We start from the raw sequence: 25362 nt of genomic DNA on the forward strand, positions 1-25362 counted from the left end.
GGTGCCGCCTGCTAGGTCAGGCCGCCTTCCACAGCGCATCCGCTTCCGGTTGCTTGGGCTGAACCCGGTTGGGGTCCGGCAGGTACGTCTCCGTCGGCAGTGTCACGTAGGTGATGTTCTCCGGCTTCAACGCGGTGAGTTTGCCCGCGAGATCCGCCAATTTGGCGATCGACCCGATTTCCTCGTCCGTGACGATCGACTTCGTGAGAATGTCGGCGAGCGCGAACGTTTTCTGCGGGCTCGCGAGCCAGTTCTCGTTTGCGAGTTTCTCGCTCAACGCCCGCATGAACAGCTGCTGGTTCCTGATGCGGTTGAGATCGCTGCCGTCGCCGATGCTGTAGCGAGTCCGGACGAAAGCCAGCGCCTGCGTCCCGTCGAGCCTGGTGGGTCCGGCCGGCACGTGCAGCCCGCTCTTGTCGTCGTCGATCGGCTCCGGCAGGTTGATCTCGACGCCGCCGAACCGGTCGATGACGTCGCGGAAGCCGTTGAAGTCGATCTGCACGAAGTGGTCGATCCGGATGCCGCTCATCTGCTCGACCGTCGCCACGGTGCACGCCGCGCCACCGGTGGAGAAGGCGCTGTTGAACATGGCGATGGCGGCAGGCGGGTTGGTGCCGCACCTCGGCCGCGGCACCATCGTGTCGCGCGGGATGCTGACGACCCTCGCCTGGTCGCCCGCGGCGTTGAGCTGCACGACCATGGCGGTGTCGGACCGCCCGTCGTCCTTGCCGATGAGGAGGATGTTGAGCGGACGGCCAGGCGTGGACGGAGGCCTGGCGTTTCCGATCTCCTTGGTGAGATCGACGGTCCTGAGATTGCCCTCCAGCCGCCAGTAGGAACCCCCGGCCACGACGCCCGCCGCGATGACCACCGCGGCCCCCGAGACCGCGAGCCATCGTTTCAAGTGGACGTTCATACCTCTGACGGTCCCGGCTGTTTGTCCGGATTCCGTCGGTGGTTTGTCAGGGTTGTGTCACAGCGTGCCTCAGTTGGTCGAGGAAGGCGTCCTTGTCGGCCGTGACGGCGTACTTGGCCTTCGTGCGTTCGGTGCCGATGTCTCGTCCGAACGGGCTGCCCTCCGCCAGGAAGCGCCGGTCGGCGACGATCGCGCCGCGCGTGTACCGGCCGGTGAGCTCGATCGCGAACCGGTCCTCGACGTACGTGGCCAGGTGTGGCTGAAGCATGATCGCCGCGGCCAGCGGGTCGTGCGGCACGAACCCGGCCTTGCCGAGGAAGCTCTCGTAGAAGTCCGCGTAGAACCTGAGGAACTGCCTCGCGTAGCTCTCGTGCGGGAGCGCTTCCAGCCACTCGCCCGGTGCGTGGCTCGCCATCGTGACGTCGAGGCCGACGATCGTGAGGTCTTCGAACCCGGCGCCGAGGACGAGGTCCGCGGCCTCGGGGTCGTGCCAGAAGTTGGCTTCCGCGTAGCTCGTGATGTTGCCCGGCACGTTGAGCGCGCCGCCCATCACCACGACCTTGTCGAGGAGCTGCGGGAGGCGTGGCTCGATCTGCAGCGCCAGCGCGACGTTGGTGAGCGGCCCGATGGCGAGCAGGCTGAGCTCGCCGGGCTCCTGCCGTGCCCTGTTGGCGAGCTGCTCGGCGGCGCTTTCACTCGTGCAGCTCGTCGTGGGGTCGTCTCCCGCACACCCGCCGAGCCCGTCCTCGCCGTGCACGTTCTCGGCGGTCATCAGCGGCTGGGCGAGCGGTTTCGCGGCTCCCACCGCGACGGGTGCCTTGATGTTCAGCCGCTCGGTGAGCCTGAGGGCGTTGGCGGTCGCCACCTCGACCGGCACGTTCCCGTGCACCGTGCCGATGGCGACTATTTCGGTGTCCGGCTGCGCGCGCAGGTAGTACAAAGCAAGGGCGTCATCGATGCCGGGGTCCGCGTCGACGATGATCCGCATACACCCGATCATGCCATTGGGGGATCACATGACAGTCCGCCTCGCAGATCCCGCCGACGCGCTTGCCATCGCTTCGGTGCACGTGCGGTCGTGGCAGACAGCCTACCGAGGTCAGATCCCGGACGAGGTGCTCGACAACCTCTCCCTGGAAGAGCGCATCCCGATGTGGGAGCGCGCCTCCCGGCGGGGCGAGGTGTGGGTGGGCCTCGACGGCGATCAGGTGGTCGGCTTCATCTGCACCGGCCCGAGCCACGAGGCCGACGCCGTCTCTCAGCTGTACGCGATCTACCTGCTGCCCTCGGCCTGGGGCACCGGGCTGGCGCTACCACTGGCGGAGGCGGGTCTCGCCGGCCTCACCGACGTCGTCCTCTGGGTGCTGGAGGACAACCAACGCGCTCGCAGGTTCTACGAGCGCCTCGGCTTCACCGCGGACGGCACGACGCGCGAGGAGATCTTCGGCGACACCGTCGTGAAGGAGCTTCGCTATCGCCGCAGGGGCTAGCCGCGCTGCACGGTGATCTCGTCGATCAGCACTCCGTCCTCGTCGAGTGCGCGAACCTTCATCCGGGCGGGGGTGCTGCTCGTCTTCGGCGTGACGTCCACGGCGGTGATGCTGTAGCCCCGGTAGCGTACCCGTGACCAGGTGACCTGGGTGTCCGTGGACTTGTCGCTGTTCTTCTTGTAGCACCGCATGGTCGGTGTGCCGCTGGTGTTCTCCTTGTCCAGATAGGACTCCGGAGCGTCCTTGTAGAACTTGTCGAGCGCCTGTCCGCCCGCGCCGGCCGTGATGTACGTGGTGCCGTCCTTGGCGGGGTTGACGGTTCCTCTGCTCGCCACCTTCTTGGTGCCCTTGCCCGCCTTGATCGGGTCGGTGCGCTCGTAAACGCGGTTGTGCGCGTTGAGCACGAGGTCGACCTGGTACTTGTCGAACACCGGTGCCCACTTCTGCTGCGCGACGCTCTCCGCACCACCGTCGGACGTCGAGTACGTGGCGTGGTGCAGGTAGACGACGATGAAGTCGATTGCCGGGTTCTTCCTGAACTGTTTGAGTTGCCCCTCCAACCAGGTGAGCTGCTTGCCCTTGGTGTAGTCGAGGTTCGCCGTGTTGCGGCTGCAGATGTCGTTGCCGTCCAGGCTGATCAACCCGACGTTCTGGTACCGCCACGCGTAGATGCCGGTGGAGGCGCTCCACGCGTTGTCCGGCATGGTGACGCGCGCCTTGATACCGCCATAACCGTTGGGGGAGTACCACTCCTCCATCTCGCGGTTGCCGAGTGTGATCATCCACGGCACCCGCGCCGCTGTCGGTTCGTTCTGCACGAACAGGGAGTTCCACCTGGCGGCGTCGTACTTGTCCGTGTCCGGATGCCCGCCCTCGACGTTGGCCGCGCCGCCGTGGATGGCGTAGCTGAGGTTGCCGAGGGCGAGGTGGAACGCGGGGTTGTTGTCCGCGACAAGGCTGTTGAGCTTGCGTGCGTTGTACCCGTACCCCTGGTCACCGAAGGCGGTGAAGGTGAACGGCTTGCCGCTCGTGGGAGCCGTGCGGAACGAGGCGATCTCGCCGCGCCGTTTGCTGGTCGCAGGGTCGTAACCCCGGTGCCCCACAACGTAGAAGTACGTGGTGTCGGGCTGCAGGTCGTTCAGCCTGACGTGCAGGTAGTACTGGTACATCGGGTCCGGCCCGTGCGGCGGAGAGCTGTGGTCGCCCTTCTGCCACGCGATCTCACTCCTGAGCGTGCGCACCTCAGCGGCGATCGGGGTGCCGAAGTTCCCGGCCTGCGTGGCGATCCGGACGTACGCCCCGTCCACCTTCTCCAGCTGCTGCCAGGAAATCACAACCTGCTTCGACGGATCCGCCCCGAACGCGATGTGCCGCCCGAGCGGCCTGGTCCTCCGCCCGTCCGGCGCCGCCTCGGCAGTTCGGCCGCGCATGGCCGCGGCCGTGACAAGCGCGGCTCCGCCCACCTTGAACAACGTCCGCCTGGAAGTTTCAGTCATGGCAAGGCCTTTCAGCTGCGGCGCAGGGTGAGCTCGTCGACCAGCGCGCCCGTCTCGGTGAGCGCGCGGACCTTCATCTGGGCAGGGGCGCCGTTGGTCCTCGGCGTGACATCGACGACGACCAGCCCGTACCCGCGATACCGCACGCGAGACCAGGTCACCTTGACCATCAGTTCGTCGCCGTTCTCCTGGTCGACCCGCATGGTGGCCGTGGCGTCCTTGACGTTGCCGTAGTAGGAATCGCCGACCTTCGAGTCCGCCCAGCTGTTGATGCTTTCGCCTCCACCACCCGCGGTGATGTAGGTGGTCCCCTCCTTGACGGGGTTGACGACGCTCTTGATGTCAGCCTTCTTCGTGCCCTTACCCGCCTTGATCGGATCCGTCCGCTCGTAGACGTGGTTGTGCCCGTTGAGAACCAGGTCCACCTGGTACTGGTCGAACAGCGGCGCCCACCTCTTCTGCGCGCCGATCTCCGATCCGTTGTTGCCAGACGTGGAGTAGGTGCACTGATGGCAGTAGACGACGATGAAGTCGATCGTCTCGTCCCCGCGGAACTTCTCGAGCTGAGCCTTGAGCCACGCCTGCTGCTTGCCCTCGGTGTAGTCGAGGTTGGCGTCGCTGTTGTAACAGATGTCGTTGCCGTCCAAGCTGATCAACCCGACGTTCAGGTACCGCCACGAGTAGATGCAGGTCGACCCGTCCCAGGCGTTGTCGGGCATGGTGAACCGAGCCCGCATCCCGCCGTACCCGTGGTTGTCGTACCAGCTCTCCATCTCGTGGTTGCCGAGCGACACCATCCAGGGAATCCCCGCGGCCACCAACTCGTTCTGCGCGAAGAACGAGTCCCACTTCCGCGCGTCGTAGACGTCCGTGGCCGGCCGCCCGCCCTCCCCGTCGTTGGCGTAGCTCATGTCGCCCATGGCGAGGTGGAACTGCGGCCCGAGGTCCGCGATCAGGCTGTTGGTGGCCAGCGCGTTGTACCCGACGCCCTGGTCCCCGAACGCCGTGAACGAGAAGGCCGTGTTCGTCGTCGGCGCTGTGCTGAAGCTGCCAACCTCACCGCTTGTGGCCTCAAACCCTTGATGGCCAACGACGTAGTAGTACGTCGTGTTGGGCACCAGGTCGTCGAGCCTCACATGCAGGTAGTACTGCGTGACAGCCTTCCCGAGGTGCGGTGAGATCGTGAAGAGCGCACCTTTTTCCTGCCACGCCAGGTCGCTGGTCAGCGCCCTCGTTTCCGCCTTGATCGCTTCCCCGTACTCGCCGGGTTTGGTGCCCACGCGCAGGTAGGGAGCCTTGACGTTGGCCGGCACCTGCCAGGACACCACGACCTGCCTCGCCGGATCCGCCCCGAACGCCAGATGCCGCCCGAACGGCCTCAGCGCCCCGCCGTCCGTGACGCTTTCGTCGAGCAGCACCGTCGGCACCTGGAAGCTGCTGGACGCCGCCGCGGTCCCGGTGCCCAGCCCGGTGGCCAGCGCGGCTCCCGCTCCGACCCGGAACAGGCTGCGCCGCGAGTACCTCCGCTTGGCGTCCTCGTACAGCTCCTGCAGGCGTGGACCGTTCTGTGACCTGCGTCGCGGAGGCTCGCTCATGGTTCCGAAATTAGGAAACCTTCTTTACTAATGTCAATGATCGTTGGGGCAGGCTTCGGCCGCGGGGTCGTCGTAAACGATCTTGTCAGACCCCGTCAGCACACTGGAGCCCTCACCACGAGGAGGAAGTCATGTGCTGGAAATGCGACAACAAGGGCAGCACGGCGGCGTACCTGGAGCTGGTCCGCGGCAAGATCCACGACTACGGCTGGTACGTCCAAGGCGTCGAAGGGGACCGTGTGCACCCACCCTGGGCGTACACCGTCGGCCTCACCGAACACTCGCGTCCGGAGCTGGTGCTCACCGGCATGCCCCTGGACCCGGCCGCCGACCTGCTGGGCGCCGAGGCGGCGTATCAGCTCTTCTTCAACGATCCCATTGCCGGGCAACGATTCCGGCTTCGCGACGGCCCGCTGGTGGAGGCCGTGCCAGTGACGGACCCAGCTGCACATCTGAACACCGCCACAGCGCTGTACGGCACCACGGTGTCGGCAGTTCAGCTGGTGCACGCCGACGAGCGCGGCCACTTGCCGTGGGAGCCCGGCTACCGCGGCGTCCGAGGTGGCCAGCCCGTACTCGGCCCGCACACCTGAGACCTCACAGCCGCTACCGCACACCGAAGCCGAGTCCCGCGACGATGGCGGCGGCGGGCCCGGTGAGGCTCCCGTGCACCAGCTCCGTGCGGTGCACGAGAGCCGGGGCGGCAAGCGGCACCGCGGCCACCCCTTCCCGCGCAACCGGCGCAGGCAGGACCGCAAGCCCACCGCCGGCCGCCACCATCGCCAGCAGCACGGACCGTTCCGCGCCGTCGTACCGCAGGCCGGACCGAAAGCCGTCGGCCACCACCCGCAGCCGGGCAAGCGGGACAGCGGCACCCGGTGCGTCGATCCACCGCGCGTCAGCGAGGTCGCTCAGACGCAGCACACCCCGAGCGGCCAACGGGTGGTCGCGCGGAAGTACGACCACAAGCGGACTCTCGCTGACCACGACGGTGGTGAACGTGCCGAGCTCGACAACGCGCAGCGGATCGCTGGGCGCGGTCACCCCGTCAACCAGCCCGATCTCCAACTCGCCCCGCGCCACCCCAGCCGCAACCTCGTCCGCCCCGCACGCCGACACCGTCACCGCCACCCGCGGCATCGACCGCTGGACCTCAACGAGCCGCTCCACCAACCGGCCGCTGTCCGCCATCGGCGAGATGCCCACACGCAGCTCAACCGGTTGTCCACCGGAAACCCTGCGAACATCGGCGCGCGCCGCGTCCAGTCGCAACAGGATCGCCCCGGCGTGCTCAAGCAACCGCCGACCAGCATCGGTGGGCACCACCGGCCGCCGTCGCAACAACAGCACGTCGAGGTCGGCCTCGAGCGCAGCGATCTGCTGGGAGACAGCGGACTGGGTGTACCCCAGCTCGTGGGCGGCGACGGAGAACGACTCGTGGCGCGCCACGGTCACAAAGGTCCGGAGCAGATGTGGGTCCACAGCATCAGTGTCACTAATGCACCCAGCAAAAGGAGTCGTTGGTCTTATGTGGAACGCGCCACCACGATGGAAACCATGGTTGGTACTCGCACCGCACGCGTGGCCTTGATCGGCGACCGCTCGCCGCTAGTTCGCTCACACACTCGAATCCCGCGCCTGCTGGAAGCCCTGCGCGTCCACGACGGCCTGACCCTGGACGCGTACTGGGTGGCCACAGAGGACGTGCCCGACACCCGCCTCGAAGACTTCGACGGCGTGTGGGTCCTGCCCGGCAGCCCATATCGCAGCGAAGCAGGAGCACTCTCAGCAATCCGAACCGCCCGCGAGCACGGCATCCCGTTCCTGGGCACCTGCGGCGGCTTCCAGCACGCCCTGCTGGAGTACGCGCGCAACGTGTGCGGCGTAGCCGATGCCAGCCACGCCGAGACCGCACCGACCGCCGAGCAGCAGGTAGTCGTCCCCCTGACCTGCTCGCTGGTCGGCCACGAGGGAGCGGTGCGGGTAGAGCCGGGTTCACTCGCGGCACGAGCCCTGGGCGCCGAGCGCTCCATCGACCGCTACCACTGCGCCTACGGCCTGAACCCTTCGTACGCCGAAATGCTGGCCGCGCACGGACTGCGCTTCACCGGCCACGACGACGAGGGCGCGATCCGCATCGCGGAACTGCGGGCACACCCGTTCTACCTGGTGACGCTCTTCCAACCGGAACTGGCAGGGGACGGCGACACGTGCCATCCGATCGTGCGGGCGTTCGCGGAGGCGGCCGTCGCGAACGCCGCCCTCATTGTTCGGTGACGGTGAATGGCTAAAAGATCAAGCTCCGACCGCGCTGCCGCCCCAAGAACCTGCATCGGAAGATCATCCAGCAGGGCTCCAACATCCCGACGGGTGTACTACGCCAAATGTCCGATTGATCGACCACGTGGTCCGCTGCAACTCTGATGGCTGGGGAAATACTTTCAGCACACTTTGCCTGGGGGGCTCTTGTGCGAAGACTGATCTTGCTTTCTGCTGTCCTGACCACGGCTATGGCCACCGCATTGGGTGCGTCGCCGGCTGCGGCCGATTCCGGTGAAATCACAGCCGACGACCGCGCCCGGCTCACGTCACTCGCCCAGCGGTACCTGCAGGACCGCGCCGACCGGCTCACCGATGGCGACGGCCTGACGACCCAACGACTCACCACGGTCCCGACCGGCACCTCCGTCGAGGCCAAGCTGGCAAAGGACCGCACCGCCATCGATGCGCGGCGATCCCTGCTGCGCAAGGTGAACGGCGGGCACCACCGCGCCGAGGTCGCACTCCTCGATGTCACGTTCGAAGCGCGTGGGAGCACCGTGGACGTGGCGTTCACCGAACACACAAAGCTGTATTTCGTCCGGACTTACCCCGGCGCGCCAACGTTCGAGGAGTACGGCCTGCAGCGCAGGCTCTCGTTCACCTCGACGGCCTCCGGCTGGCTGTTGGCCGACGACGTCGCGGACCTCGGCGACTCCGTCATGGCTCCGGACACCGATCCTGCGGCCGCCACACCGGTGTCGATGAAGGCCGCGAGCCCGTCCAGGCCATCGGCCGCGACGACCAGGCCCACGGGCGCTCAGCTCAACGACGCCACCAAGAATGCGATCAAGCCGGGTCTGAAAGGCACCGATGCGTCTTCTGCGGCGTATGACTACGTTGCGATGCTGAACTACGCGAACAGGTACTGGGGGCCCACCGAGGCACAGTACAACCACGCGTACCGGTCCTACGCAGGCGCAGGCGAGGGCGGCGACTGCACCAACTTCCTCTCCCAGATCGTCGGCGCGGGTGGCTGGACCACCGTGGGTTCGTGGCCGTGGGAGGACCGAACCGACAACAAGAACTGGTTCTACGGCGACTACACCTGGACGACCAGCTACTCGTGGGCCGCGGCGGAGAACTGGTACTGGTTCGCCGCACACGAGTCCGGCCGCACCAGCTACATCGACAACGTGTGGAAGCTGTGGGTGACCGACGTCCTCCAGGTCGACTTCGACCGCAATGACAACATCAGCCACTCGATGTTCGTGACCGACCGGGTGGGCAGCGGTGAGTGGGCGTCAGAGGTGTACTTGACGTACCACAGCGGCCGCGAGGACAACAAGCACAACAGACCGCTGTCCAGCTTCATCGCGACGCACCCTGACGCCTGGTACTACGCCCACCGGACCTGAGGAAACCATTGCGCTTCCCACTTCACCGAGGCCGGCGAGGGCTTTTCATCACCCTCGCCGGCCTCGGCCTGCTTGCAGCCTGCTCCACCACACCGGACACCGGCGCGGACGCTCCGCGTGCCGCGGTCGACGCCTACATCCAGGCGCTCAACGCTCGCGACTCACAGGCCTTGTCCCGCCTCGCGCCACCGGGCAACGACGCGACCGACGACATCAGCCGGCGAATCGAAGCGAACGGCGGCAAGGACATCCGCCTCACGAATGCCGACATCTCCAGCGAGTTCGTCCCGGACGTGGCAGCGGCGCGGCTCACCGGCACCAGTTCGACCGGCGACTACAGCGAGCGTCTGACGCTGACCCGCACGGACGACCGCTGGTACGTCGTGCTCGGCGAAGCCCCGCAGAACCCGTCGAAGCAGCCCGCGAGCACGAGCAGGCCATGATCGGGCTCAGCCGGAGCGCGTGGAGATCTTCCGAGCCGTCACGAGCCGCTACACCCCTCAGTACAACCTCGCTATTGGAGGGTAGTGCGGTGTCCTTGAGATGCTGCGCCGCTCGGTGGAGGTGTCCGGTCGTCACGGCGGCCGGAAGCCCCGCCGACATCAGCCGGTCGAACGTCTCCACGTACTGACAAAAAGATCAAGCTCCGACCGCGTTGCCGCTGGTCAGAGCTTGATTTCACCCGGCGAAAGGTGGTGCCCCAGGCAGGATTCGAACCTGCGATACACGGTTTAGGAAGGCAGGTGGGCTGCTCCGTAGCTCATGCCTGCTGACCTGTGGGTTCGGCTGCATCCGTTGGGGCGCTTGGCATAGCCAGTCCGTGAGGAGTGCGTGGTCCGTGCGCGGCCACTTCTCCCGCTTCATCTCGACCCCAAGCCGATCAGGCGGCCAGGGGTGTCGGGCAAGATATTCGTTCCAGCCTTGACCCGACATCCCTGGCCGTTGTCATGCTCGTTGGGCGGGGTGGAGCTCCAACAGTCGGCGTACTCGTACTGCTCGGTCGTCGGTGTTCATCGTCCGGTGGCAAGGCGGCGAAGCCGTCGCGGCAGTCGAGCGCCGCCGTGCCGAGCAAGTCCGCGGTGGCCATGCTGGCGCTCGTGGGGAGCTGCTGTCCGGCATGGCTCGATGGGCAGGCTAGTCGGTTGGGGTGAGCCGGAGTGCGGCGCGCAGCGCCGCCCGGCCGACCGGCGGAGCGAAGCGGATGCTGGGAGTGCCGGGATGGAAGGTGTTCGCCGTACGCACGGAGCGTGCCGCCACCGGCGGCCTTGATCCTGTAGAGCCAATTTCGGCAACTCCATAAGACACATAAGCGCATAGGAGGAGATGAGGCACCAAGGCTATGCGCTGACGAAGTTGGTTTCGCCACGTGCCCATCTGCGAAGTCTTTCAGCGCGCTTCCGGGACAATCCGTCAGGGAATTCTAGTTCCCCTAGATCCTTCGGACGTTGGCGTGCGGATATCAACTTAGCGATTACGCCAAGCTCTTCGGCTCGGGTGCTTATGCGACCCTCGAAGCGATCCTGCTTTCGAAGTTTGTCAACTTCTGCCAGGATGCAAGATATCACGGCAGTGCAGAACCACTCATCGATATCAGACGGCTGGGGTGTAGGATCGTCAAAATCCAGGTATGGGCCATAGCTTGATTCTAGGCAGCTTGCTCGTACGACTGGCCATTCGTCGTAACTGTCAAGGGCGGAAGCCAGGTCCTTCGAAATTCGACTCCAGCGCTTTTTGTTGGGGCTGTCGCCCCCTTGAATGGCATGTGAAAACACCATGAAGGCGATCGGTGAATAGGTAACTCTAAAAAGTTTCGTCTGTTTTGATGTAAGTACCTTTTCCAGCGGATTTAGGTCGCCGAATTTTGTTTCGAACATGTAATCATGCAGTGAGATAAGACTAGCTTCGACACAGTTTGCCGCCAAGGTCAGGTCATGTCGGCACGCAGCAAGCAACCTGCCTTCGTTTGCGCGGATAATCTTTAGTTTTTGGTCGGTCCAGTACTCCAGGTGTTCTCGCCGGGTCACAGGGTTGTTATTTCCGTAGAAAGATATACTGAAGGGAAGGATAAAGACTACTGTCCAAAGATTTACTTCAGCTCGGAGGTCAGTTGGACCGAAGGCCTGGGAAGTAACAAAACTGGAAACCTCGTCAGCAATTACATTGCGCGCTTCTGAGGTCTCAGACAAAAGCGTCCCCAGAAGTTGGAGGGCATTCGATCCTTCATCCTTGTCTGATGCGAGTATCAGATTCAGGGAGTCGTTCGTCAGCTGGCGTACAACGCTGGGCCTCGCGTTTAAGAAGGAAAGGCACCTAGCGACGAAGCCAAGCACCGATGCGCGTCCTTGACGCGATCTTCTTCTACGCTCGTCGAGCATTGTCTTGAGAGCACGATCTCCTCCATTGTCAGAGTTCTTGTTTTCAATCTGGATAGCGAGTTGGGCAACTACATCCCATTCGCCCTTAGCGACCCGCGGCAATAGAACTCGCGCCAATGACTCTGGAGATTCGCATGCTCTTGTGAGCTGATACGCGGCGAAATATTCCATAAAAGTTCGGTGTGTAAATTTGAAGAGTAGCTCTCCTGATGCAGTCGAACCTGCATCCGAGAATACCCAAGCGCGACCCCTGCAGAAATCAACGAACTCAACTGCTGCGCGCCTGGATACCTCCTCATCCTCGAACGCCTTACCGTAAAGGTATGAGGAGACTTCTTTGACTAGTTCCGACTCCGTGACGCCGTCTTTTACATTCGTTGAAGTGAGCATCCAGTAGGCGACGTGCTTCAGTACGGGATCTACGACATGTCCAGCCTGGAGCTTTACGTGGATGTGCCGAGAGGAGTCCCATTTATCAAATAGCATCGTGGCGCACCGTTCGTACACCTCTGGGCGGTTTCGAGGAATGAAGCTCTGCCCTCGGTAAATGATACACATCAAGGACAACAGAAGTGGGTTCGTGCGCAGATCTGGAACGACGGAGCTTTCCTCGATAAAAGCCTTGGTGATTTGCTCATATTCGCTTTCGCTGAGGCTTTCTTGCTTAAACCACTTCTTAGCGTATTCCGCGATTTGCTCCACGCCGAAGCCGGATATTTCGAAGCTTTGGAATACTTCTTCATCCATTGGTGCTTGTTCGTAGCCGACTTTGCGTGAAGTAACCAGGACCTTGCAAAGTGGATACCGGTTACAAAATAGTTCTACTATCTCGGCTATTTCTCGTCTTTGACTTGTGTCGATAAGCTCGTCGAGTCCGTCGAAGAGTAGGAGCGCGTTACCTGAAACCAGCATTCGCTCGATCGCATTTTCTGGAGGGGTGATCTGATAGTAACTCTTTAGTCGCGACTCAAGATATTCAACTACGGATGTCCTGTCCTTTGGCGAAGGAAAATCCCGTAGAACGATTAGAAATGGGAGGGGGGCGGTGTCTGAAAGTGCAGATCGGTAAGTTATTACTGTGCTTGCAGTGGACTTGCCACCACCTGGATCACCAAGTAGAACCGTTCTGTCAAGCCGCTCCTGTAGACCGTCTATTGAAAGTGTTGCCTGATTTACGACATCTGCGGTAGGTATGATTTCCGGACTCACGTAAAGGTCGTCGATTGGGACCTTCTTCTGGCGATCGAAATCTGGTGGAACTATTCTGCCATGGGCGGCAATTAGCTGCTTTCGATAGTTCTTCGTAAATTCTTTGCTTTCTGCTTCTGAATAGCTTGGAGGATTTGCGAGGTGCTTTACATGTCTATCGATGTTATCGAGCGTGGCTTGAAGTAGGACGTTCTGCGCGCCAAGGCGTATCAGCGATACGGTTTCGCCGTGCTCCTTCTCGATATCGTTTATGATATTGGCGCATGTATCGTTCAGGGCCGCGAATATGATGTTCGATGCATGGTCGGTGACACTTGGCTCGGTTTCTGAAAATTGAGTACGGGCGAAGGCACTGAAGGCATCGTTAAGTTCTTGCACTCTTTGGGGTTCTGCTGCGGCCAGGCGAAGGGCGAGCAATTCTCGCACAATGGCATTCGTATCTGGATGGCTTAGAAACACTGTCAACGCAAGTTGATCGAATTCTTTCGACAGGTATGAGCTGAGAGCAGTTATGTCGGTCTTGAGGATCACCTCCCGCGTCATCAGCGCTCGGCCGGCCAAGACTGCCTGCTTTCGGTCTTTCCTGCGCGACTTAACTGCAGAATTGAAGATGCGCGTGCCCATTGCGCTAGCTGCGCCGCCGACCGCTTTCGTGAGTAGAGATTCTACGATCATCCTGCCTCTTCCCTTCATTGCTTGTTGTATCTCTATCGCCTACGGCCATCTAAGTGTTAGCTTGGGTAGTGCGTTTGGCGCAACGCCTGGGAGTGGTTAGGTCCGGGTGAATTAAGTGATATTGCAAGGCGAGGGGAGTGATGGCGGCGTCGGCTTGTTGATTTCTGTGGACTGCAGGGGCTATTCTGAAATAGACGAGATTCTACTTCGTAAAGTATGGGATCGATCCAGCTTCAAACCCATGTTTGATTCGAAGCTGGATCGAGGGGTGGATGTTCAAACTCTGTAGATCCGCTCGCCTGATCCAATGCACTTCACTTGATTCGCTAGATGTGCGTATTTCACCGCCGATTGGGAGCACCCGGAAGCAGATAGAGAACTGTTGCCGTATCTCGCCGTCGGTGTAGGCGATCACATGCTTAGGGTCGGAGTAGACACCGATGATGTCGGTGGGCTCGACGTCAATCCCGGTCTCTTCCTTGACCTCGCGTATGACGGTTTGGCCGATGGTCTCGCCGACGTCCTGCGCTCCGCCCGGGATCGAGTACAGGTCGTTGTCTGTGCGGCGGATCATCAACAGCTGGTCGCGCTCGTCCTGCACGAACGCGGTCACCGTCACGACGATGTTGGTCGCTGTGGGGGCGTTCGGAGCGTTGAAGTAGTCAATGCGCGCCATACCAACCTGCCTACCAGCTCCGCGGCTGACTGCCGTCGCTCTTCTGGCGGACTTGCGGTCAAAGTGCGTCGTTGAGGAGCGCCATTTCCGTGATGGTCATCCGTGGACCCTCGGGCATCCGATCAGGGCTAGAAATGTGCCTCGTTCGGGAACTGCAAGGTGTCGGGCTGCGTTTCAACTTCCGTGGGAAGTCAGGTCACGAGAGTGGTTTGGGTTCAGGTCCAGAGCGAGTCCATCTCGCTCGCGGGCGATAAGTAGGGGTTCCCTGTTGCGGCACATCTGATGCCGCCCATCCCCTCCCACCTACCCCAGGTGGCGGTTGCTGCGGCAACTGGTCGTCCTTCCCAGAGGTTCGTGGGAGGGGCGAGTTCGAGGAGGATAGCTGTGCAAGCGTTCGTCGAGTGGCTCGTGCACAACTGGCCCATGTTGACCTGCTTCGTGGTGCGCCTGGCTCTGGTTCAGTCGATCGCCAGAGCCAACAAAAGGCCTTGGAACGAGGTCGACGAGATGAGCAGTCCGCCGTACCTCAGCGGTCTGCCCTAACTGTGGTCACGGCCGCGAAGCGAAGGAAGACGGTCCTCGCCTGTAGCGCGGATCTACGATGATTCTGGGACCTCGGCGGAAGCTGAGGCCCCAGGTGTTTGCAGGGTATGTGGGCTTCAGCCAGTCCGCGGTGAGTCCGTAGATGGCGGCAAACAGGGGCAGACTCCCGCTGACGCTGACTGACCAAAAAGATCAAGCTCCGACCGCGTTGCCGCTGGTCAGAGCTTGATTTCACCCGGCGAAAGGTGGTGCCCCAGGCAGGATTCGAACCTGCGACACACGGTTTAGGAATGTGCTTTTCGGGCGGAGAATGCTGCTCTACCTGCGGATTCGCCGTCACGAACACTCGCACCATGCGCCGCGTGGTCTCGGTTTGGCCACAGTTCGCACCACGACCCGCACCACGAGTCTCAGCCGTAATGACCACGCCGACAGGGACCGGCGCGAGGTGCCTAGTTGATCTTCGTCTTCTTCGTCGGGACCGGCGCTGGCGGAGGTGTGAAGAGTTCGTCTGATTCGGGAATCTCAATCACAGTCAGCGAGATTTCCAGCTCCTCAAGTCGCTGGGCACATCTAGTGAGTGTCACCTGTGAGAAGGTGAACAAGCTTCCTGCTTCGGCTGCACCACCTGTAAAGGCGAGCACGACCTCTTTGACGCGGAAATCTGCAGGGAGGTCGCGAGAGCCATTGCTGACGGTTCTTACTCGCTCACGGAACTTCTCAAGCGCATCCACCTGACGACGAAGCGCCTCCGCCGAAACGATCGCTTGGTTGAAAAGGTGACTTGCTGAGACTGAGTCGTCTAGACGCTTGACGTGGACAAGCGCGTTGTTCGGCGTCAGAATGTCGCACGCCTCGAACCCGCGAGGATGCTGCTGGGTGTAAATTAGCTTGCGGTCGAGCGAGTAGTACCCACTGGTCTGTGTTGCGACATGATCGTTGTAGACACCTTCTGTGGCAGGACCGATGTACTCTTCCCCTGTTCGCTTTCGTGTCTTCTTCATTTGCGGCCACGGAGGAAGGCTCTCGGGGCTTTTCTTGGAAAGGATGCGGTCCACTCGATCTCTGAGGAGTTCCAAGTAGGCGCCGCCGACGTTGTACCATCGGCCGCGGTGGAATACGAAGCGTTCGTCATTGAGCTCGGTCTCAAAGGTGATCCACCGATCTCCAGATATCGCGCGCGATGCGGCCGATCCGCTATTGATGCCTTGTACGCGCGCAGACTTCAGTCTCTGCAATCGATTTTCAGGAGCAGTGGCTGCCAGTGGATCGACGAGGTCGCTCAGCTCAAGCTCGTCGACCGTTGTGTCCCACTTCCTGCCGAATCCGCTGATTTCGAAGTTGGAGATATCGCCTACCTCGTCATCCCACTCCGAGGGCCAGCATAGTGCTAGTCGCTTTGTGCCCGTCTGTAGGAGTTCAGAGAGCTTTGCGTTTAGCTCCTTCGTCTTGGGGTTCTTGGGCTGAAGTGGATGTGTGTTTTCGAGGTGCTCAAGTCCTTCGGCCGGCTTCTCGGTCTCTACGACTGTATGAATGAATCGTAGATCGTCCAGCAATGCAGATGCCTTCTTGGCAAGCGGAATGCCTAGAGAGTCTGCGCCCTTAACTGTGATGAACTTCTTTGCTGGTGGCTTGGTCTTCCGCCCCTTGGGGGTGACTGTAGGTTTTACGTCGCTAGAAAGGCCGTCTGCCGGAATTCGCCCTACCAGCCTGCTGATGACTTCGCCGATCTCCTCAAGCCCGTATGATCTCAGCGACGTTCCGCCCATGACTGACATGCGTGCAGTTTTCGGCAGCGTATCAAGCGCGTGCGTCGTGAGGGCGCTGATCTGATCGGCGTCCGCACGGCGAAGTGCGAATCGAAGCCCGAATCCGGTGTCTATGTACTTCTGTTCCAAGGTGATATGCCCCATGCCCCAGCTGAGGGCGTAGCAAAATTCGTGATCCTCGTCGAGTCGAATTATGAGCACGCCTGCCGACGTGTTGTTTCCGACAGGAGGGAGAAAATCGCTTAGCGAGTTTACGTGCTTCGCCCAGTCTGGCTGCTCGTTAGTTATGCTGCCGTACACCAGGAGGGCGTCGTGCCCATCAATTGAGAGATGTTTTGGTTCAAACCCTTTTTGTAGATACTTCTCCTGTATGGCCTCGATCTCTTTCTGTTTTGCGGTTAGGTTGACGCGATACAAGGAGGTCTTGTTAGTGTCTGCTGCTTGCCGAGTCATCTCGATCCCTCCCAGGATTATTGCTCGTGTATCGCACGTGCGGTTGCTTGCGTTTCGTCGCTTGGAATTGTTCGCCCGATCGGACGAACATCATCAACGATGGTAACGGCGACGCAATTCGTCAGGCGATCTACTGCAGCTCGACTCGTTGCAACTGTCGCTGGCAGGCGAGATGCATTAGGATTCGCATGTGACGGAGTACCCGGAGGAACTGAAGTGGAAGGTTTACGGAGAGCGGACTGTATATGACAACAGGTGGGTGAAACTCAAGCTTGTTGAAGTGCAACCGCCTGACGGCAGCCGGTTCGAGCATCACGTTGTGAAGCTCGATCATGTGGCAGTCGCGCTCTTGGTGAACGAACACGAAGAAGTACTCACACTATGGCGCTACAGGTTTGCTGTTGACCAGTGGGGATACGAGCTTATCGGCGGGCTTGTTGAAGAAGGCGAGGAGCCTGAGCACACTGCAGCGCGAGAAGCTGTGGAGGAAACGGGATGGCGGCCGGTCGGTGAACCTGAGCACATCGGTACTTTCCAGCCGTTGCCCGGCATCATCGATGCACCCGTTGATGCGTATCTCTGGCGCGCGGCTGAGAAGGTCGGCGAACCGACTGATGGCGAGGAAGCCGCACGGATTGAGTGGATTCCCGTTGATCGCGTCCTAGACCTCGTACGGCGTGGCGAGGTTTTGGGCTCTGGTGCGATCGTGCCACTCCTGTACTACTTGGCCTCACGTGCTGTCGGAACGTCCTCGGGGGACAGGTAGCTCTAGGTTCGCGAGCCGCCGTTGCTGGCGATCGGACTTGATGCGGGACGCGAGCTGTCGTGCCTTGCGCGCGTAGTCGAGCGCTCCCCGGCTGTCGCCAGCAGCGGCGTACGCGAAGGCAAGATCTACGTACAGGTTGGTCTGACCGCGCACGGCGTTGAGTCCGGGCGCGGCGAGATCCCGTACGGCTACTTCGAGTTGGTTGATGGCGTCCTGGTCGCCCAACCGCAGGAGCGAGCTGCCTCGCCAGCGTGCGAGCTGTCCTGAGTTGAGGAGCAGGAAGGGCATCTCAGGATCAACCGGATTCGTTGGCAGCAAAGAGCTTGCGTCGTCGAAAGCGCGCAGCGCTGCGTCCCGATGTCCGCCAGCGGCGAGCCCTTCGCCGTGTGCTGCGGCGAGCCATGATCGCAGCAACGACGGCGCGCGGTTCTCTGCGACGTACCGCGCGTACTCCAGCAGTTCGACGGCTTCGGCCGGCTGCCCGATGTCGAGCAGGATCACTGCTTGTTGTGCGGCAGCGTGCGCGAGCAAGTGCGGTGAATCAGCTTCACGCGCAGAGACTTTCGCGTCCTCGTGGTACTGCCACGCCTGAAGCTGTGAACCTCTATCAAGGGCTGTCCAACCGGCGAGCGTTCGCGCGTCTGTGAGGATTGCGGCGAGCCGTTCGCGATGACGCGAACTCACGCTGAACGTGCGGTACTCCTCAATCTGGCGTACCAGGCTGTTCAACTGGTCCAGTACCACCACGGCGCCGAATTTGTGGTCAGAGCTGCGCAGGTCGTTGACTTGTCGCTGAAACATATCGAGCGTTCCGCGGTCGATGCTGCGCGCGACGATCAGCCGTTCGCGCAGCTCTTCAGCGCTCTGGTTCTCGACCTCGGGCGGGAATCCAAGTTCTTCGTTCGTTCGTCCGTAGAACTCTCGGAACAAGCGTTGATAGCCGGGGTCGGTCACCTCTACGTGGCCGTTCTCCCAACGCGACATCATGATGAGCATTGATTGCTCCGTCGCATGGGGAGCGCCGATCTGCGGCCCACGTGTCAGGAAGAACCTGACTACCTGCGCCTGCGTGTGGCCAAGCTCCTGACGGACCCCCTGCAGCCTCGATCGAGGCTGGTCACCGCGCTTCCTCGTCGCCACGTCTCCCCGTTCCCCAACGGTTGTGACCTGCGGACCTAACTCCACCTAACACGCGGCGTGATAGCCGCTGGCAATTATTTCGACCCCCTCTCCGGATGTCTGCTGTTCACATGACAGCGACACCGAAAGCAACAAGAGAACGTGAGCTAGTCCTTTCGATGGCTCCCGTCATCGAGGCGGCTAGCGAGTGTTCCGACCTGGGCTCGAAGGCCGCGCAGTTCTCGAATGATCGTGTTGAGCAGCGGAACAAGTGGATTATCGGCCGCGAGGGCCGGCGGCTCGGGTGGCGTCTTTCCCTGCAGCACCGAAATGAGGTGCTTGGGGTGCCAGTCGAGCGCAATCGACAGCGCTTCGAGCGTTCGTGGGTTGCGCCTTCGTTGGATCTTTCCCTGTTGCATCTCGCGAACGATCGCGAGCGAAACGCCGGATCTCTCCGCAAGTTCCTTTTGCTTCAAAGCCAGCTCTGCCGCGCGGGCGTTCATTGCCTCCGCGACTGCCGACCAATTCTCTGCCACGTACGCCTCCGTGCTCCGCCTCAGCGCCGACGTTAGCGCGCGCTCGTGCCCTGAAACGGGGCTAGCGCTGACATCGGCGGTGAATCGGCAGTAATCAACGCCAATGTCAGCGCCTTCGGAGAAGAAATCAGTCTTTCGAAAGGTATTCAGCTGATGACTACGTCAGGCACGGCGGGGAGCAACCCGCCGATCTTCTACACAGTCGCCGAAGCCGCGCGCATCCTGCGCGTGGACGTGGCGACGATCTACCGGGCGATCCGAGAGGACGCGTTCCCGGCGGTGCGCCTGCGCACTCGCTACGTGATCCCTTCTCGTGCGGTCGAGGAGATCGTTCGGCAGGCGTCGGAGTCCGGAAGCGTTGTGGACGTTGCCCGGATGACCGCTGAGCGGCGGTCTGCTCGTGAGTTCGAGCGGAAGTCCGGGGGTGCGTGGTGAACCCGGAGAACTACTACGAGGTGATCGCGGCCGAGCTCGACCGCTACGCCAAGGTGCCCGACGCGGTGCTGATGGAGATCGTCACGCGTGACGGCACGTGCATGTGGTTGTGGTCCAACGAGGAACAGCCGGAATGGCAGGGCGAGGAGATCACCGATCGGGAGTTGGCGGCTCGTCTGTGCGAGCCGTGCCCGGTGCGAAGGCTCTGCCTTGAGTGGGAGTTGCGCCTTGCTGGTGAGTACCAGTTCGGCGTGTGCGGCGGACTGACCGGAGAGGACCGCCGCGCGCTGTACCGCGTGTGGCGTGCCCGCCGCGAGCAGATGAACGAGGACCAGGATGGAGGGCAGCAATCGTGACGATTAACGTGACGCCAACGCAACTGCTCGCCGCTCTGGGCGTGGCCGTGGTGCTGCTGTGGATCTGGCGAGCCAGTGCCCGTAGGGCGAAGGCTGCCGCGAACGCAGCACGAACGCGTGCTCGGTTGTTCTCGCTGACCGGGCGGGTGCTGGTGATGGCCGGGGTCATCGTCGGAGTTCAGTGGGTGGTGATCACGCACCGGGGTGACACCGTGTTGTTGCTCGCGGTGTTGGGTCTGCCCGCACTGTTCGCCGCGTACACGCTGACTCGTGCTCTCACGATCACCTCGTACGACAGTCCGCGCGGTAAGGGTGATCGGCGATGAACGCGATCACTCGGGTTCGGGAAGGGGTAGCCGCCTTCGGGCGGCTGCCCGCCGCCCCGGCAGCGCAGCGGCTCGCGGCCGACGCTGCGGAGGCGGCAGAGCTGAGGGCCTACGCGACGCATCCGGATGTGGTCGCGCTTCGCATCGAGCGCGTCCGTGCTGAGGTCGACCGGTTGTGTTGGGCGGGGATCGTGCTCGGTCTCGGGTTCACGATGACCAACGTGCAGTCGTTCGCGGCTGCGGGCACGCCGGCATGGTCGCTGCCGTGGCTCGCGGCGTGGCTGCTCGATCCCACGGTGTCGCTGGTCCTGCTGGCGATCCTGCGGGCCGAGCAGGTGACGGCGCGGTACCAGGTGCGCACGGGTGCGTGGACGCGGCGGGCGAAGTGGTTCACGCTCGCGGCCACCTACGTCATGAACACCTGGCACTCGTGGGCGGCAGGGTCCGTGTCGGGTGTGGTGCTGCACTCGGTTCCGCCTCTCGTGGTGTTCGTCGCTGCGGAGGCGGTGACGGACCTGCGGGACAAGCTGACGGAGGCGGTCACGGCCGCGTTCACCGAAGCGCAGCGACGTGCGGCACCGGTCGTATCGGCGAGCGTGCCGGAGGCGGCCACCACTGAGCGTCCGGCCGTGGAACGTAAGCAGCGCACCAGGAGTCGACCCAAGCGACGAGTGACGTTCGACGACTACCTAGCGACTGCACGCGAAGCATGGACACCTGAGGTCGTGGTCAGTCCTGCCTGGATACGTGAGGTCACCAGGTGCTCGCGTGGCTTGTCACCACGGCTCGCCGCAACGCTTGCGGCCGAACTCCGGACCGCGACCACATCGGGCGGAGGTGATCCGCGATGACCGAGCAGGACCGAGAGTTGGCCAACTTGGATGCCTCCCTGCCGGTGCGGGCAGTGCTCGAAGGTGAGTTCGTGAACGACGTCCCGGCGGTTGAGCGGACGTCGTGGCGTCAGCGGGCCGTGAACTGGTGGCAGCGTTCACCGCGTGTGCCGTTGTGGGCGAAGGATCGCGTTCACGCGGTGCAGACCGTTAAAGATCTCGTGGTGGCCGTGCTGCGTTCACCGTTCCGGTTCATGGGCGCGGTCGTGCGTGGACTCGTGGTCGCGGTGCGGTGGTGGCGTTCATGGGTGACCGTGCGGGACTACCGGGAAGCAGCTGAGCAGTCGGAGAAGCTCGCGGACAAGTTCACCGACATTCGTGAGCTGACGTTGTTCAGGTGGAAGGTCACCGGGGCAACGGTGGTCACGGTCGCTGTCGTGGTCGCGGTGCTCGATCTCGTGTACGGGCACCGGGTGCTGTGGATCGCTGGCGGTATCGCGTCGGTGGCGCTGGCGATCCTCGGTCGCCGGAAGGATGGCAGCCCTGGGCGTAAGGCGGTGCTCGCCGGTCCGCGCACGCTGACGTGGACGATGGACCCTCAGGTGCTCGTGGACGCGTTCCGGGACGCCAAGCTGATCGGGAAGGACGAGACGCTGCGCCTGGTCGACCGAGCCACGCGCAGGGGCGAAGGGTGGGCGGTCACTGTCGATCTGCCCGCCACCCGCAAGGCGGCCGACGTCGTCAAGCACCGGGAAGCGCTCGCGTCCGCGCTCGCGGTGGACGAGATCCAACTCAGCGTGGAGCGCGTACGCGGCAACGGCGGACACGCCGGACGGGTGGCGATGTGGGTAGCCGATGAGGACCCGTACGCCAAGCCGCCCATCCGGACACCGTTGCTTGGGGTGCACCGGTGGGACGCGTGGCGGCCGGTGCCGTTCGGCACCGACGCGCGCGGACGCCGGATCGACCTGCCGATGGTGTGGACATCGGTACTGATCGGTGCTCTGCCCCGGCAGGGCAAGACGATGGCGCAGCGGTTGGCAGCCGCGGGCTTGATCATGGACCCGCATGTCCGGTTGCTCATGGCCGACTTCAAGGCCGGTAAGGACTGGGACGCCGTTGCGCAGGTGGCGCACCGGTTCATGTCCGGGGACGACAGCGAGCACGTGCTGACGTTCATGAACTGGCTCGTGGAGCTGGTCGCCGACGTACAGCAGCGCTACCGCAGGATGCGGGAGCTGGACGACCTGACATGCCCCGAGTCGAAGGTGACGCCGGACATGTCACGTGATCCATCGCTGGACATGCCGATCACGGCCCTGTTCGTGGATGAGCTTCACATCCCGCTGGAGGACCGTACTCCCGTTGAGGTGCAAGGGAAGAAGCTCACAGCGGGGGAGTACATCGGCGAATTGCTGACGTGGCTCGCGAAGAAAGCGCCGGCCGCAGGGCTGATCTTGGTCCTCGCGACGCAGCGGCCGGACGCCAAGACCCTGCCGACCAGGCTGCGCGCGGTGCTCGGCTCGCGGTTCGCGTTGCGGGTGATGGACTACCGGGACAGCAACATCATTCTTGGCGAACAGATGAACACACGCGGGTATGACTCCAGCCGCCTACTGCCCTCGCACAAGGGCGTGGGCATCCTGCGGCCGGATGGCGAGACCCAAGCGGGGACTGAAACCCTCGCGCTGACCGTTCGGACCTTCTACATGCCCAACGAGGACTGGAGGGAGATCTGCCAACGCGGACGGGCGTTGCGCGAGGCCGAAGGCACGCTCACTGGGCACGCGGCGGGGCAGGAAGCACAACCGATGCTCGACCATACGGCCGTGGCGAAGGCCATCGGCAGCGCGCCGACACCCGCTGAAGCCGAGAGGGCCGACGAGATCGAGTTGCCCGAACCGCTGGCGTCCGTTGTGGACTATCTCGCAGACGAGATCAGCAGTGAGGACGGTCGGGACTTCGTGCCTACGGCCGAACTCGTGGCCGCGCTCGATGTCGAGCCCACGTTCGGGCTCGACATGGCCAAGCTCGGTTGCCGCTCGACACGGGACAGGGTGCCCACAGAGGACGGAGTGAAGCAGGTACGCGGCTACGCCGTTGCAGACATCCGCGCGGCGGTCGAACGCCTCCGCGAAGCGGCCGTGATCGACGGTGAGGTGATCGACGATGACGACCGCTGACCCGTCACAACCCGTCCCAGCTACCCGTCACCCCGTCACAGACTCTGTGACGGGTAGGAAACGGTCATCTAGCAGCGGAAACGGGCCACCGTGACGGGTGTGACATGTGACGGGTGACCCCGTCACATGCAACCGGAAACGGCCGTGTGCCGCGCCGTCTGGACACAGGTGCGGCGCACGGCCAACCCGTCACTACGTGATCGTGCGCCGACGTGGCCGCGCTGCGGCACGCTGGTAGTCGTCGACCAGGTGAGCCAGAGCGTCCATCCGAGTACGCCACGGGCCACCATGCACGCGCGCCAAGCTGGCGGTCTGCGCCTCCCAGCGACTACTGCGCCGACCAGTCACCGACAGCACTGGTTCCAGGAACCCCACCAAGACCGGTGCGTCCTCGGTGCCCGCCAGGACCCGCCACCCCGTCCGAGTCGGGTCCGACGAACGTTTGAGGCGGACTGTATCCAGGTCCAGCGGGACAGGACGCGTTGGCGGCTTGGACCGACTCGTTCGAGGCTTGTTTTCCGTGACGGGTTTCGTGACAGGTGGCGCGGGTGGCTCGGCAGTGGGAGCGATCGTGACGAGCTGGGAGAGTTCGGCAGCTGCACGCGTGAGCTGGCTCGCGGCCTGCTCCGTGTCGCCGTCCGCAAGTACTGACCGACGCACCTCGGCAGCCGCCGCCTCGACAGCGGCCACGGCAGCCAACACGTCCCCGTGTCGTGTGGTCAGTCGCGCACGGCGGGCACGTTGTCGGCAGGCCGCGTTGTGATAGCGGGCCGGTCGCCCACGGTTCGCCCCTGCCTGCAGCGGCTGTCCGCATCCCGCGCACTTCACGGCTCACCACTCCGATTCGTGACTAGTTTCGTGACGCTCAGGCCGAGCGTAGCAAACACCCGTCACGAAAAGAATCACGAAATTGCGGAGGTCGTTGCCCGTCTTCCTCGGCTGGTCAGCGTGCGGTGTCCTTGAGGTCCTGCGCCGCGCTGTGAAGACGCTCGGCCGTCTCGTCGTCCGCGAGCGTCGTGGACATCAGCCGCCCGAACAACTCCAGGTATGGCCGCCGCTCAGTCTCGCGCTCAAGCCACATGTCGCCGTGCGGGCAGTCGAGGTGCGCCACGTCGTCAAACTGCGTCTCACGGAACGACAGCAACGTGAACGAGGTCATCCCCGCGACGACACCCACACTGTCCGGTACGAGATACACGGTCACGCCGGGAAGCTGCGCGAACACCGCCAACTGAAACAACTGGTCCGCCATCACCAGCGCACCGCCGACAGGCCGCCTCAACACCGCCTCTCCCAGAACGAGATCCACTCGCAGCGTTGGATCTTGATCCAACTGGGACAGCATCTGCGCACGGTGCAGGTCGTCGTAACTACGGTGACCTCGCTCAGAGGCGGCGTCGATCTGCCCATATCGAACCGCAGCCGAGTACTCGGGCGTCCAGACCAGCGGCGGCAAGACGTCCAGCGCGACTACCCGCACGTAGCTCGCCTCAGCCTCGACCTCGGAGTACGTCCAGTTGACACAGGGCACCGTGCCGCCGGTCACCACGTCGAACGTGCGTGGATCACGTGCGCGCTGCGCACCCCAGAACACGGGTTGCCGCCGTACGTCATCGATCCTGTAGGCCAGAGCAAGCGCCATCACGTCGGCATCGGTGATCGGGACGAGCCCGTTCTGCAGCATCGAAGTCTTGGCTGCAGACCAGTGCACGCGCTGGGACACTTCGGACAGGCTCAAGCCGCTTTCCATGCGCCACAACGCAAGCGCACGTGCAACGGCGCGGTTCTCAAGACTGGACCTGAACCCCTTAGAGGTCCTAACAAATGATCGCTTGTTTGCATGCCAGTTCTTGATCGTTGATCATGGTGCGGTGAGGAAGGGTGAGCAGCCACCATGGATCGTGTCCGACGACCTGTGGGAACGAATCGAGCCGTTG

Annotated in this window: 23 protein-coding genes; 12 read left to right on the top strand and 11 right to left on the bottom strand. The window is 63.0% G+C overall.

Going from position 1 to position 25362, the window contains the following annotated elements; all coding sequences use genetic code 11:
- Window positions 1-16 precede the first annotated feature (16 nt).
- Window positions 17-916 (bottom strand): LCP family protein, encoded by a 900-nt coding sequence (locus ABFX45_RS21750; protein ID WP_109631922.1) that lies wholly within the window; start codon window positions 914-916, stop codon window positions 17-19.
- A 46-nt stretch (window positions 917-962) separates the two neighbouring features.
- On the bottom strand, window positions 963-1904 hold the full coding sequence (locus ABFX45_RS21755; protein WP_109631924.1) for a nucleoside hydrolase: 942 nt from the start codon (window positions 1902-1904) through the stop codon (window positions 963-965).
- A gap of 28 nt (window positions 1905-1932) precedes the next feature.
- On the opposite strand from ABFX45_RS21755, the gene ABFX45_RS21760 reads away from it, so the two are divergent.
- Window positions 1933-2406 carry a GNAT family N-acetyltransferase gene (locus ABFX45_RS21760; protein ID WP_346131792.1) on the top strand — a complete coding sequence of 158 codons (474 nt, stop codon included), beginning with the start codon at window positions 1933-1935 and terminating at the stop codon, window positions 2404-2406.
- Here ABFX45_RS21760 and ABFX45_RS21765 read toward each other — a convergent pair.
- The gene (locus ABFX45_RS21765; protein ID WP_346131793.1) at window positions 2403-3902 is read right to left on the bottom strand and encodes a purple acid phosphatase family protein; all 1500 of its coding nucleotides are present in this window, start codon (window positions 3900-3902) and stop codon (window positions 2403-2405) included. The two genes, ABFX45_RS21760 and ABFX45_RS21765, sit on opposite strands and share 4 nt — an antisense overlap.
- Window positions 3903-3913: 11 nt before the next feature.
- The gene (locus tag ABFX45_RS21770) at window positions 3914-5497 is read right to left on the bottom strand and encodes a purple acid phosphatase family protein (protein ID WP_109631930.1); all 1584 of its coding nucleotides are present in this window, start codon (window positions 5495-5497) and stop codon (window positions 3914-3916) included.
- Between the two features lie 131 nt (window positions 5498-5628).
- On the opposite strand from ABFX45_RS21770, the gene ABFX45_RS21775 reads away from it, so the two are divergent.
- Complete coding sequence (locus ABFX45_RS21775; RefSeq protein WP_346131794.1) at window positions 5629-6090, top strand: DUF4262 domain-containing protein; 462 nt, start codon at window positions 5629-5631, stop codon at window positions 6088-6090.
- Window positions 6091-6103: 13 nt separating this feature from the next.
- On the opposite strand, the gene ABFX45_RS21780 is transcribed toward ABFX45_RS21775, so the two are convergent.
- Window positions 6104-6979, bottom strand: a complete 876-nt coding sequence (locus ABFX45_RS21780; RefSeq protein WP_346131795.1) for a LysR family transcriptional regulator — start codon at window positions 6977-6979, stop codon at window positions 6104-6106.
- Between the two features lie 75 nt (window positions 6980-7054).
- Between ABFX45_RS21780 and ABFX45_RS21785 the strand changes: the two genes are divergently transcribed.
- The 3 genes from ABFX45_RS21785 (at window position 7055) to ABFX45_RS21795 (ending at window position 9617) form a co-directional block, all read left to right on the top strand.
- Window positions 7055-7774 carry a CTP synthase C-terminal region-related (seleno)protein gene (locus tag ABFX45_RS21785; RefSeq protein WP_346131796.1) on the top strand — a complete coding sequence of 240 codons (720 nt, stop codon included), beginning with the start codon at window positions 7055-7057 and terminating at the stop codon, window positions 7772-7774.
- A gap of 233 nt (window positions 7775-8007) precedes the next feature.
- Window positions 8008-9174, top strand: coding sequence for an amidase domain-containing protein (locus tag ABFX45_RS21790; protein ID WP_346131797.1), 1167 nt, complete (start codon window positions 8008-8010; stop codon window positions 9172-9174).
- 8 nt (window positions 9175-9182) lie between these two features.
- Window positions 9183-9617, top strand: coding sequence for a Cif family virulence factor (locus ABFX45_RS21795; RefSeq protein ID WP_109631939.1), 435 nt, complete (start codon window positions 9183-9185; stop codon window positions 9615-9617).
- Between the two features lie 894 nt (window positions 9618-10511).
- Here ABFX45_RS21795 and ABFX45_RS21800 read toward each other — a convergent pair.
- Together ABFX45_RS21800 and ABFX45_RS21805 are read right to left on the bottom strand one after the other, a co-directional pair.
- Window positions 10512-13382 carry an NACHT domain-containing protein gene (locus ABFX45_RS21800; protein WP_346131798.1) on the bottom strand — a complete coding sequence of 957 codons (2871 nt, stop codon included), beginning with the start codon at window positions 13380-13382 and terminating at the stop codon, window positions 10512-10514.
- A 253-nt stretch (window positions 13383-13635) separates the two neighbouring features.
- Window positions 13636-14109 carry an NUDIX hydrolase gene (locus ABFX45_RS21805; protein WP_346131799.1) on the bottom strand — a complete coding sequence of 158 codons (474 nt, stop codon included), beginning with the start codon at window positions 14107-14109 and terminating at the stop codon, window positions 13636-13638.
- A 384-nt stretch (window positions 14110-14493) separates the two neighbouring features.
- Here ABFX45_RS21805 and ABFX45_RS21810 point away from each other — a divergent pair, with 384 nt between their 5' ends.
- On the top strand, window positions 14494-14652 hold the full coding sequence (locus tag ABFX45_RS21810; RefSeq protein WP_346131800.1) for a hypothetical protein: 159 nt from the start codon (window positions 14494-14496) through the stop codon (window positions 14650-14652).
- Between the two features lie 452 nt (window positions 14653-15104).
- On the opposite strand, the gene ABFX45_RS21815 is transcribed toward ABFX45_RS21810, so the two are convergent.
- Window positions 15105-16874 carry a DUF6119 family protein gene (locus ABFX45_RS21815; RefSeq protein ID WP_346131801.1) on the bottom strand — a complete coding sequence of 590 codons (1770 nt, stop codon included), beginning with the start codon at window positions 16872-16874 and terminating at the stop codon, window positions 15105-15107.
- Window positions 16875-17064: 190 nt separating this feature from the next.
- Between ABFX45_RS21815 and ABFX45_RS21820 the strand changes: the two genes are divergently transcribed.
- On the top strand, window positions 17065-17640 hold the full coding sequence (locus tag ABFX45_RS21820) for an NUDIX hydrolase (RefSeq protein ID WP_346131802.1): 576 nt from the start codon (window positions 17065-17067) through the stop codon (window positions 17638-17640).
- Here the strand turns inward: ABFX45_RS21820 and ABFX45_RS21825 are convergent.
- Together ABFX45_RS21825 and ABFX45_RS21830 are read right to left on the bottom strand one after the other, a co-directional pair.
- A complete protein-coding gene (locus tag ABFX45_RS21825; protein ID WP_346131803.1) occupies window positions 17605-18636 on the bottom strand; it encodes an NsdA family TPR-like regulatory protein in 1032 nt (343 codons plus the stop codon). The genes ABFX45_RS21820 and ABFX45_RS21825 overlap by 36 nt on opposite strands.
- A 290-nt stretch (window positions 18637-18926) precedes the next feature.
- The gene (locus tag ABFX45_RS21830) at window positions 18927-19295 is read right to left on the bottom strand and encodes a helix-turn-helix domain-containing protein (RefSeq protein WP_346131804.1); all 369 of its coding nucleotides are present in this window, start codon (window positions 19293-19295) and stop codon (window positions 18927-18929) included.
- Window positions 19296-19448: 153 nt separating this feature from the next.
- On the opposite strand from ABFX45_RS21830, the gene ABFX45_RS21835 reads away from it, so the two are divergent.
- Genes ABFX45_RS21835 through ABFX45_RS21855 form a run of 5 tightly spaced genes read left to right on the top strand, consistent with a single transcriptional unit; the run spans window position 19449 to window position 23425 of the window.
- Entirely contained in the window at window positions 19449-19730 is a 282-nt protein-coding gene (locus ABFX45_RS21835) for a helix-turn-helix domain-containing protein (RefSeq protein WP_346131805.1), read from the top strand.
- The gene (locus ABFX45_RS21840; protein ID WP_346131806.1) at window positions 19727-20086 is read left to right on the top strand and encodes a WhiB family transcriptional regulator; all 360 of its coding nucleotides are present in this window, start codon (window positions 19727-19729) and stop codon (window positions 20084-20086) included. Before ABFX45_RS21835 ends, ABFX45_RS21840 begins: the two co-directional genes overlap by 4 nt.
- A complete protein-coding gene (locus tag ABFX45_RS21845; RefSeq protein WP_428834179.1) occupies window positions 20083-20412 on the top strand; it encodes a hypothetical protein in 330 nt (109 codons plus the stop codon). The genes ABFX45_RS21840 and ABFX45_RS21845 overlap by 4 nt, the downstream gene beginning before the upstream one ends.
- Window positions 20409-21263 (top strand): hypothetical protein, encoded by an 855-nt coding sequence (locus tag ABFX45_RS21850; protein ID WP_346131807.1) that lies wholly within the window; start codon window positions 20409-20411, stop codon window positions 21261-21263. Before ABFX45_RS21845 ends, ABFX45_RS21850 begins: the two co-directional genes overlap by 4 nt.
- The gene (locus ABFX45_RS21855) at window positions 21260-23425 is read left to right on the top strand and encodes an FtsK/SpoIIIE domain-containing protein (protein WP_346131808.1); all 2166 of its coding nucleotides are present in this window, start codon (window positions 21260-21262) and stop codon (window positions 23423-23425) included. The genes ABFX45_RS21850 and ABFX45_RS21855 overlap by 4 nt, the downstream gene beginning before the upstream one ends.
- A gap of 943 nt (window positions 23426-24368) precedes the next feature.
- On the opposite strand, the gene ABFX45_RS21860 is transcribed toward ABFX45_RS21855, so the two are convergent.
- Window positions 24369-25280: a helix-turn-helix domain-containing protein gene (locus tag ABFX45_RS21860; protein ID WP_346131816.1), complete on the bottom strand. Its 912-nt coding sequence runs from the start codon at window positions 25278-25280 to the stop codon at window positions 24369-24371.
- Window positions 25281-25362 lie beyond the last annotated feature (82 nt).

Source organism: Lentzea roselyniae (genome assembly GCF_039537795.1).
Taxonomy (GTDB): domain Bacteria; phylum Actinomycetota; class Actinomycetes; order Mycobacteriales; family Pseudonocardiaceae; genus Lentzea; species Lentzea atacamensis.

What these genes read in the sequence shown, in the direction of transcription:
- ABFX45_RS21750 (WP_109631922.1), bottom strand. Translation starts at nt 916, where the DNA reads ATGAACGTCCACTTGAAACGATGGCTCGCGGTCTCGGGGGCCGCGGTG.
- ABFX45_RS21755 (WP_109631924.1), bottom strand. Translation starts at nt 1,904, where the DNA reads ATGCGGATCATCGTCGACGCGGACCCCGGCATCGATGACGCCCTTGCT.
- ABFX45_RS21760 (WP_346131792.1), top strand. Translation starts at nt 1,933, where the DNA reads ATGACAGTCCGCCTCGCAGATCCCGCCGACGCGCTTGCCATCGCTTCG.
- ABFX45_RS21765 (WP_346131793.1), bottom strand. Translation starts at nt 3,902, where the DNA reads ATGACTGAAACTTCCAGGCGGACGTTGTTCAAGGTGGGCGGAGCCGCG.
- ABFX45_RS21770 (WP_109631930.1), bottom strand. Translation starts at nt 5,497, where the DNA reads ATGAGCGAGCCTCCGCGACGCAGGTCACAGAACGGTCCACGCCTGCAG.
- ABFX45_RS21775 (WP_346131794.1), top strand. Translation starts at nt 5,629, where the DNA reads ATGTGCTGGAAATGCGACAACAAGGGCAGCACGGCGGCGTACCTGGAG.
- ABFX45_RS21785 (WP_346131796.1), top strand. Translation starts at nt 7,055, where the DNA reads ATGGTTGGTACTCGCACCGCACGCGTGGCCTTGATCGGCGACCGCTCG.
- ABFX45_RS21790 (WP_346131797.1), top strand. Translation starts at nt 8,008, where the DNA reads ATGGCCACCGCATTGGGTGCGTCGCCGGCTGCGGCCGATTCCGGTGAA.
- ABFX45_RS21800 (WP_346131798.1), bottom strand. Translation starts at nt 13,382, where the DNA reads ATGGGCACGCGCATCTTCAATTCTGCAGTTAAGTCGCGCAGGAAAGAC.
- ABFX45_RS21805 (WP_346131799.1), bottom strand. Translation starts at nt 14,109, where the DNA reads ATGGCGCGCATTGACTACTTCAACGCTCCGAACGCCCCCACAGCGACC.
- ABFX45_RS21815 (WP_346131801.1), bottom strand. Translation starts at nt 16,874, where the DNA reads ATGACTCGGCAAGCAGCAGACACTAACAAGACCTCCTTGTATCGCGTC.
- ABFX45_RS21825 (WP_346131803.1), bottom strand. Translation starts at nt 18,636, where the DNA reads ATGCTCATCATGATGTCGCGTTGGGAGAACGGCCACGTAGAGGTGACC.
- ABFX45_RS21835 (WP_346131805.1), top strand. Translation starts at nt 19,449, where the DNA reads ATGACTACGTCAGGCACGGCGGGGAGCAACCCGCCGATCTTCTACACA.
- ABFX45_RS21850 (WP_346131807.1), top strand. Translation starts at nt 20,409, where the DNA reads ATGAACGCGATCACTCGGGTTCGGGAAGGGGTAGCCGCCTTCGGGCGG.
- ABFX45_RS21855 (WP_346131808.1), top strand. Translation starts at nt 21,260, where the DNA reads ATGACCGAGCAGGACCGAGAGTTGGCCAACTTGGATGCCTCCCTGCCG.